The sequence below is a fragment of the Sphaerospermopsis aphanizomenoides BCCUSP55 genome (assembly GCF_001586785.1).
GTDB classification, from domain to species: domain Bacteria; phylum Cyanobacteriota; class Cyanobacteriia; order Cyanobacteriales; family Nostocaceae; genus Sphaerospermopsis_A; species Sphaerospermopsis_A aphanizomenoides_A.
In genome coordinates, this window is record NZ_LUFH02000090.1 from 19,714 (window position 1) to 27,920 (window position 8,207).

The 8,207-nt window shown below is 40.7% G+C and carries 8 protein-coding genes and 1 tRNA gene; 2 read left to right on the forward strand and 7 right to left on the reverse strand.

Annotated features, from left to right (window positions below; translation table 11 throughout):
• Positions 1-75 precede the first annotated feature (75 nt).
• The 6 genes from A0J48_RS20185 to A0J48_RS20210 form a co-directional block, all read right to left on the reverse strand.
• Positions 76-741, reverse strand: a complete 666-nt coding sequence (locus A0J48_RS20185; RefSeq protein WP_200326285.1) for a Uma2 family endonuclease — start codon at positions 739-741, stop codon at positions 76-78.
• Positions 742-812: 71 nt separating this feature from the next.
• Positions 813-884 (reverse strand) — tRNA-Lys (locus A0J48_RS20190).
• Between the two features lie 59 nt (positions 885-943).
• Positions 944-1,813 (reverse strand): aldose epimerase family protein, encoded by an 870-nt coding sequence (locus A0J48_RS20195; protein ID WP_200326287.1) that lies wholly within the window; start codon positions 1,811-1,813, stop codon positions 944-946.
• 152 nt (positions 1,814-1,965) lie between these two features.
• Positions 1,966-2,136: a LysM peptidoglycan-binding domain-containing protein gene (locus A0J48_RS20200; RefSeq protein ID WP_200326290.1), complete on the reverse strand. Its 171-nt coding sequence runs from the start codon at positions 2,134-2,136 to the stop codon at positions 1,966-1,968.
• 1 nt (position 2,137) lies between these two features.
• Positions 2,138-2,599: a toll/interleukin-1 receptor domain-containing protein gene (locus tag A0J48_RS20205; protein ID WP_200326292.1), complete on the reverse strand. Its 462-nt coding sequence runs from the start codon at positions 2,597-2,599 to the stop codon at positions 2,138-2,140.
• Positions 2,600-3,070: 471 nt separating this feature from the next.
• Positions 3,071-3,589, reverse strand: coding sequence for a hypothetical protein (locus A0J48_RS20210; RefSeq protein ID WP_200326294.1), 519 nt, complete (start codon positions 3,587-3,589; stop codon positions 3,071-3,073).
• Positions 3,590-3,701: 112 nt separating this feature from the next.
• Here A0J48_RS20210 and A0J48_RS20215 point away from each other — a divergent pair, with 112 nt between their 5' ends.
• Positions 3,702-4,136, forward strand: a complete 435-nt coding sequence (locus A0J48_RS20215) for a CAP domain-containing protein (protein WP_234301044.1) — start codon at positions 3,702-3,704, stop codon at positions 4,134-4,136.
• A 123-nt stretch (positions 4,137-4,259) separates the two neighbouring features.
• On the opposite strand, the gene pdhA is transcribed toward A0J48_RS20215, so the two are convergent.
• Complete coding sequence (gene pdhA / locus A0J48_RS20220; RefSeq protein ID WP_200326296.1) at positions 4,260-5,297, reverse strand: pyruvate dehydrogenase (acetyl-transferring) E1 component subunit alpha; 1,038 nt, start codon at positions 5,295-5,297, stop codon at positions 4,260-4,262.
• Positions 5,298-5,856: 559 nt separating this feature from the next.
• Here pdhA and A0J48_RS20225 point away from each other — a divergent pair.
• The gene (locus A0J48_RS20225) at positions 5,857-8,178 is read left to right on the forward strand and encodes an IMS domain-containing protein (RefSeq protein WP_200326297.1); all 2,322 of its coding nucleotides are present in this window, start codon (positions 5,857-5,859) and stop codon (positions 8,176-8,178) included.
• Positions 8,179-8,207: the final 29 nt, after the last annotated feature.

The following is an 8,207-nucleotide window of genomic DNA, read 5'->3' on the forward strand; positions in this document are numbered from 1 at the left end:
GGACAGAGGCAAAAAATTTTCCGCCTTGCACCCTGCGCCCTGCTCCCTTTCCTCTTTACTGTCACCTGTCACCTGCTATACAAAAGCCTGATGTTCAGCAGACTGCAAACCTGCTTGTAAAATCGTTAAAACTTGCTGCATATTTCCCGCTAATAACTCACTCACCCCTAACCACAAACCCGGAAAAACCCGACTTCGCAAAATTCCATCATCAGGTACTAATTCCACATACTCACCCTGTTCTAGAGAAAACCAACTCAATTTCTGCTCTAGAACCTGCCAAACAATATATTCTTTCACTCCATTACGACGATAAGCTTGTTTTTTGCCATGCAAGTCAATAGCTGCACTACTAGCCGCAATTTCTACCACTAACTCTGGCGCACCTTCAATATAATCATCATCACTCAGTCGTGCTTGACCACCTGCTTCTGGTGCTATGAGGAGAACTGCATCCGGTTGAGGTTCGTTATCTAGGTCCAGACGTACTGTAGGTTCAACACCCAACAACACCCCAGGAGTAGAGACTTCATAAGTACCGAGAAACGTCAAAATCCAGCCATGAGGTTGTCCGTGACTTCGGAAACGCAAAGCAGCAGGCATAATATAAACAATTCCTTCAATTAATTCTGCTTTTTTCATGCTGGGCATGGCATTATAGCGACGCTCAAATTCGTAGCGGTTGAGCTTGTCGCCATTTTCCAGAAGGGGAATAGTCAGTTGGGGAGGTGTTTTCACCATGACGATTTCACCGGAAGTTAGCTTAAACCTATCTTACCAATTCGGGTAATATTACTATCTTCAGCTTTTTATGGGTCGCCCGGGATTCGAACCCGGAACTAATCGGTTAAAAGCCGAGTACTCTACCGTTGAGTTAGCGACCCTCTTGCATTTCGCAACTTTCTAAATGTAGCAAACTTTCTCTCGATTTGTCAAGGGTTTTTTAGAAGAAATTTACCGTTAATTTCACAGAGCTAGTTTTGCTTGCTCCTGGCGCTAACACAGTTAGGTTTTCACCAGTATTCAGCGAGTTACGCCCCGCCGTCCAAGGTTCTAGACAATAGAAGTCTTTACCCTTAAGCGTCCAGAAAACAAGCATAGCATAGATTTCGTCATAATCAAGGGTCAATTTCAACTTGCGGCTATTATCTGTCACCGCCGCCGACTGACTCCGCAAATGACCAAAAGCAAAATCTATCTCTTCCCGTTCAAAGTCAAAATTGCCGTTAAAGGGATGCATTTCCTTACTTTTCTGGTCTAGATACTGTCCAGAGGGAATTTCAAACTCTAACTGCGACTTATCGCCACACTGAAAATAGGGATGAAACCCAGCGGAAAAAGGCATTGGTGTGGATGACAGGTTTTGATAATGCTGTTTAATTTCTAGGGTATTACCTTGGAGGATGTAGGTAAAAGTTACTTGAAAATCAAAAGGATAAACAGCGCGTGTTGACTCATTACTTTTGAGAACTACGCTTACACTAGCCTTTTCTTCTGTGTTTTGTTCAGTCACTGCCCAAGGTAAATCTCGCCCAAACCCATGTTGCTTGAGAGTGTATTGTTGTCCGTTGTTGGTGTAGGTATTATCTGGCAAGTTCCCACAGATAGGAAATAAAATTGGTACACCACCGCGAATGCTTAACTCTGGGTTAGTAAACCTTTCCACATCTAAATAGAGAATTTCCTGACCTTGAATCCGCCACCGGGTGATAATACCACCTCGTTCTGGGACTACTTCCAGTTGGGAGTTAGCGGTATTATCCGTGAGGATGTAGGTTTTGTATTGTTGCTGTTGGTGAGTGATGGTAAACACAATATTTGGTAATTAGTAATGAGTAATTAGTCATTCGGCATGGGGCAGATACCGTTCGCAAAATATGACCCGCTAACTAAGCTCTCTGTCCCACGCCTTTTTTCATTCACTTCCTATTATTGGTACCGTCTTAATTAATTGTTTAGATACCTTTATCTAGGCGGAATAATAAGTTTCAAACCTGGATAAATGAAATCAGGATTAGTTCCAATTCGCTCTCTATTATATTGATAAATTACTGGCCACATATTCCCATCACCATAAAATTTTTGAGCTATCTTACTTAATGTGTCACCAGCTTGTACTATATATTCCGTCATCATTCTATCTCCTTTCAAATAGGTTTTTTAAGTTGTCAGCTACACCATAGATGCCACCGTCTACTAAAGTTTTGAACCCTTTTCTCTTCTCAATTATAGCATTAAGGGTTGGATTATCTATAGCACCTTCTTGAACATCCCTGATAGTTACATCGTATAATATAGGTATTAGAACATTGGTGCTGAGTGTTTTTTCTATTTCCAAAAAAGCATTAAGTTCTCGCCACACCCAAGAAGTTTCTGTTTTTTCAATCAAATTTTGAGTAATTACAAAAAGTGCAAATCTCGAATTGTTAATACCTTCATATATTGTTGTTTCAAAAAAATCACCATAATCAATTTCAAACCTATCATACCAAATACGACAACCTCTAGTTTGAAGAGCGTGAAATAGAGGATCTACAAATTGTTCCTTATCTTCACTTGCATGGCTAAGAAAAGCATCATATAACGTCGGCATCAACATAAGCCATGTTTCTCCATCTAATATATCTATAGGAATCTGACTTGAATTTTGCTAGGTATACTTAGACTCTAACCGATGTTCGCTAAGGTTTCGGCTCATCTAGATTTTCAAAAATCAAATACTAGTCCTATATCAGTTATATCAGTCAGATAAGAGGTTATTTATAAAGTAAAAATAAAATTATTGTAGGGTGCGTTATGGCTTCAACTTAACACACCCTAGTTAAGACTTATTTAATAAATGGTCTCTAATAGGCGAAATGAGAGTTGCTTCTTCCGTACCTGTTATGCCAAATATGAGTTTATTTACCCCATAAACCATATAGATAAAGGTGTTCATTTTTTTGATGCCAAATTTATGTCCAATTCACCGATGAATTAACGTAAAATCTTCAACATATAAGGATTTTCGGGTTTGACAAAATGATTTAGCATAGCAAGTACGAAAGAACCTGAGAGTTTACACATAGAGCTATCTATCTATAATTAAAAGTGGTACTTTAGCAACTTCAGCTAATATTTCAGCATATTCCACTAGAATGTGTCTGACTTGATTTAGTTCTGTTCTTAATTCTTGATTTCTATCCCACAGTTTTTCATGTTCAACTGGCGAAATATCTTTTTGTTTTTTGCTTTCATAATCTAATAATAAAGGATGCCATTTAGCTAAAACAGGGCGTAAAACTGTGTTGATAACTGCTATTGCTAAATAACCAAAAGATATTGAGTTTTCATCTTTATAACGAGCAATGGAAGCACCATATTTTTTTAATATTTCTCTAGTAGTAGCAAAAACTGAATAAAGAGAAGACAAGGCTTCTCGCAACAAGCCTTCATTGGGTTTTAGCTCTACAATAGAGATGCGTGTTATTAATTCTACATAAAGTTCCCAGGCCGCCTTCTCATCGTTTTCATCAGGCTGCCAGCAACCTTCTATTTCGCCTATAAAAGGTAACTTAATTTTCACCTTGATATCTTTACTAATAGGCATATTTTACTCCTAAATTAAGCTATGTGTTAAGTTCTATTGGTGAAACCGTTGTTAAATATACAGCAGATTGAGGGCTAGATTAATAAATTAAAAACAGTGCCTCAATATCAATATGAATATTAATTCTATATCTGTACAAGGCACTAATTGTATATGGAGACAAAATGAAGTGGATATTGAAATTCAAAGAGTTTTTGATCTTCTTAATAACGAAAGATTCAGAGCAGGATTATCACTCCTTAGACTTAACTCACAATTGATAGCGGCTGCTCAAGCCCATTCCAACGATATGGCTCGGCATCACCGTCTAAGCCACACTGGTTCTGATGGTTCATCAATGGAAGATCGGATGAGGCGATATGGCTATAATTATCGGTGGGCTGGAGAGAATATTGCATATGGTCAAACCTCTGCTCAAGAGGTAATGCAATCTTGGATGAATAGTGCAGGTCATCGTCAAAATATTCTCAATCCTAACTTTCGTGATGTTGGAATTGCGTATGCTTACGGAAATACATTCTATTGGACACAAAACTTTGGTGCATAGCTATAAGGTTTTGAGAATCTTGGTAAGAAATCCAAGCTAGGGAATTCGCCAACTGTATCTGGGGCATAGGGTATTGGGCATTGAGAAAAAATTTCTCCCAATTCCTATTCCCCAGTCCCTAATTTACTCGTCTTCGGCAAAGATAAAACGATATAATTCGCTGGCATCTGGTTCAGGGCTGCTTTCGGCGAATTTAACTGCTTCGTCGATAACTTCCTGAATTTTTTTCTCAATAGCTTTGAGTTCTGATTCTGTAGCCAGGTTGTGTTCTACTAAATAAGCGCCTAGCTTTTTAATTGGATCACGAGCAAACCAATATTCTTTTTCTTCTTTGCTGCGGAGTTCATCTGGGTCAGCTAAGGAGTGACCACGGAAGCGATAGGTCATGGCTTCGATCAGGGTGGGTCCTTCTCCTGCACGGGCGCGGGCTACGGCTTCTTGGGCAACTTGGCGCACTGCTAAAACGTCCATGCCATCTACTTCTACGCCTACCATGTTGAAAACGCTGGCTTTTTTGTAAATTTCTGGATCTGATGTAGCGCGATCGTGAGCCATGCCAATTGCCCATTTATTATTTTCTACCACAAATAAAATTGGCAGTTTCCATAACGCTGCCATATTTAATGTCTCGAAAAATTGACCGTTGTTAGCTGCACCGTCACCAAAAAAACAAGCGGTTACTTGGTCGGCGTTTTTGTCTCCTAATACTTCCCGCCGATATTTGCTTTGAAATGCTGCACCAGCAGCAACAGGAATACCTTCAGCTACGAAAGCATAGCCACCGAGTAAACGGTGTTCGGCTGAAAACATATGCATGGAACCACCGCGCCCTTTGCTGCAACCTGTGGCTTTACCAAATAATTCTGCCATGACTTCTCTGGCTGGTACACCTGCACTCAAAGCATGAACGTGGTCACGGTAGGTACTGGAAACAAAGTCTTCCCCTGGGCGCATTGCTCCTTGAATAATACCTGTGGAAACGGCTTCTTGTCCGTTGTACAGGTGGACAAAACCAAACATTTTGCCTCTGTAGTACATTTCGGCGCATTTATCTTCAAAAAACCGCCCTAATGTCATGTCTTCGTATAACCGCAACCCTTCTTCTTTGGTAATTTGGACGGTGGCAGAGTTGAAAGTGAGTAATGTGCGTTCTTGAACCATGCTTGTGAAGTATCCCTGTCGTACAAGTTTAAGTTACGGTTTTAAAATTCAGTTGCTCTTATATAACGTTAGCTACAAATAGGCCAGTGTTGACAAGAGTCGGCAGTCAAATCTTATTTATGCACCAAAAAGCTCTGTAGGGAATGGGTAAATTGTAATTTTTCCATGTTTTATGTTGATGGACTGCTGGCGCTTGATCAGGTTTAAAATTGCTGCTTTTGTGTTCGTCTCTTAATTTAGCAATCAGAATGGCAGCATTTCTGCATAGCCATTAACAATTTAGTTGACATACTCCCCAGCCTAAAAGCGTGGGACTTTCAACCCAGTTTTTTGGTAAACTGGGGGGATGAGGGGGGAGCGTCAAGCCTGCTGATAACTGATCAATTAAGTCCTGGAAACAAATAAAAATAACTGTTAAAATATACACTTGAATTATATAATGGACACGGTATTATTAAAGCTATGATTATGGCACGGTTTTACATACCTGGAATGGTCTAGGTGAATTATGTCTCTCTCTAGGAGATGCTACGTAAACACAGTGCAGGGGAAGTAGGCTGTGCGAATTCCGCTAGATTACTACCGAATTTTAGGATTACCGTTAGCGGCAAGTGAAGAACAATTGCGGCAGGCTTATAGCGATCGCATTGTGCAGTTGCCCAGACGCGAGTATTCGATTGCAGCTATCTCTTCTCGTAAACAACTCATAGAAGAAGCTTACGTGGTTTTATCAGATTCCAAAGAACGCAGCATTTACGATCAGCTTTATCTCACCCACGCCTATGATCCTGACCGGGCGCGGACAAAATCGCTGTTGGAAAACCGCCCTGAAAGCAATGGTCGCAATCACGATGTCCAAAGTTTAAGCATTGAAATTGCCCAGGAGGAACTAGTCGGGGCTTTATTACTCCTGCAAGAGTTAGGAGAATATGAACTGGTTCTCAAACTAGGTCGTCCATACCTGGTAAATAAAAATAGGAAAGTTGGGGTAAAAGTAGGCAGTTCTCTGGCTAGTGAGGAATTCTCTGCCACCCCGGAACTACCTGATATTATTCTTACAGTGGCCTTAGCCTGTTTAGAATTGGGGCGGGAACAATGGCAGCAAGGCCACTATGAAAATGCGGCCATATCTTTGGAAACTGGCGAAGAATTACTCATGCGTGAAGGTCTATTTTCTAGTGTGCAAGCGGAAATTGCTGCGGATCTTTGTAAGCTACGACCCTATCGAATCCTAGAATTACTGGCGCTTCCTCAAGAGAAGACTAATGAACGTCGTCAAGGCTTGGAATTATTACAGAATATTTTAGAAGAACGTGGCGGTATTGATGGCACTGGTAATGATCAATCTGGTTTAAATATAGACGATTTTCTCAGATTTATCCAACAATTACGCCACCATTTAACAGTTACAGAACAGCACAAACTATTTGAAGCTGAAAGCAAACGTCCTTCTGCTGTGGCTACATATTTAGCAGTTTATGCCTTAATAGCTAGGGGTTTTTCCCAAAGTCAACCGGCTTTAATTCGTCAAGCCAAGCAAATGTTAATGCGTCTGGGTAAACGCCAAGATGTGCATTTAGAACAATCTTTGTGTGCTTTGTTGCTGGGACAAACGGAAGAAGCAACTCGTGTTTTAGAACTAAGTCAGGAATATGAAGCATTAGCTATCATTCGTGAGAAATCTCAAGATTCACCGGATTTGTTACCAGGACTTTGTTTGTACTGTGAACAGTGGTTACAACAAGAGGTATTTCCTCATTTTCGAGATTTAGTCAGAAAACAAGCCTCTTTAAAAGATTATTTTGCTGATACACAAGTACAAGCGTATTTAGAAGCTTTACCAAATGATAGTCAAACTACTAATGAATGGAATGCAGTTAATCATCAAGTCTTTCCTGCACCACAAATAAACAGTCCCCGTTATCGTAACTCTGATCATGGAACTAGCAGACAAGTCAATCATCACCAAAATCTTGAACCTGAGTTACCAACAAAAGTAACTGAAATACCTGAATCTGCCCCTGCTTCTCCACCTCGATGGCAAACTTCGTCAGGATACACAGTTAGTCAAGCACCAGAAACACCAGTAGAACAGCATTCCACGGGAAATGTGGCAGCGCCAGGAAATTCCCACCAGGTGCGTGTCAGGACTCAGCCAGATGCACTTAACCCAACTCCCAAGCGTAGGCGACGTAAACCTGCTGCTGTTAACAGCCGAGATCATGATTGGGAACATCGTCCCTCTTTTTCTCGACAACGACGCGGTTTTACTAGTAATCTAGATGCCAAAACCCGGTTAGTTTGGCTGGTGTTTTTATCTATGGGAGGTTTACTGGTTTTTTGGTTGTTGGTTTCTACAGCTTGGGGATGGGTAAACAATGTGTTCTTCCCTAGACCATCTTTGCAGGGGAAACCTTTGGCTATAGAACTGAATCAACCAGTAGTCAGTATTCCTGACCCCAATAGCGAACCAGAAGTAGATGAAAGGGTAATAACAAATGCGATCGCCCAACAAGTGATCGAAAATTGGTTATCTACCAAAGCTGCTGCTTTAGGCCCTGATCATGAAACTGATCGTTTAGATGAGATTTTAACAGGTTCTGCTTTATCACAATGGCGAACAATTGTCAAGCAAGCGACGGCAGGTAGCAGTTATCGCAAATACGAACATGATGTGAAGGTGGAATTTATCAATCAGAAGGAAACTGTTGCAGATAACGCTGTGGTCGAAGCTACAGTGAAGGAAGTTACCCAGTTTTATGAAAATGGTGTCAGTAAAAAATCTAATGAAGATCGGTTACGGGTTCGTTATGATTTGATTCGCAAAGATGGTTCTTGGCGAATTCAGAATATGACAGTTGTGAAGTCAGCTAACGGTTAACACTGGGAATAGGGTGTAAGGGTGTAGGG

Coding starts and splice junctions, on each gene's coding strand:
- A0J48_RS20185 (WP_200326285.1), bottom strand. CDS start 741: ATGGTGAAAACACCTCCCCAACTGACTATTCCCCTTCTGGAAAATGGC.
- A0J48_RS20200 (WP_200326290.1), bottom strand. CDS start 2,136: ATGATGACGGAATATATAGTACAAGCTGGTGACACATTAAGTAAGATA.
- A0J48_RS20205 (WP_200326292.1), bottom strand. CDS start 2,599: ATGTTGATGCCGACGTTATATGATGCTTTTCTTAGCCATGCAAGTGAA.
- A0J48_RS20210 (WP_200326294.1), bottom strand. CDS start 3,589: ATGCCTATTAGTAAAGATATCAAGGTGAAAATTAAGTTACCTTTTATA.
- A0J48_RS20215 (WP_234301044.1), top strand. CDS start 3,702: ATGAATATTAATTCTATATCTGTACAAGGCACTAATTGTATATGGAGA.
- pdhA (WP_200326296.1), bottom strand. CDS start 5,297: ATGGTTCAAGAACGCACATTACTCACTTTCAACTCTGCCACCGTCCAA.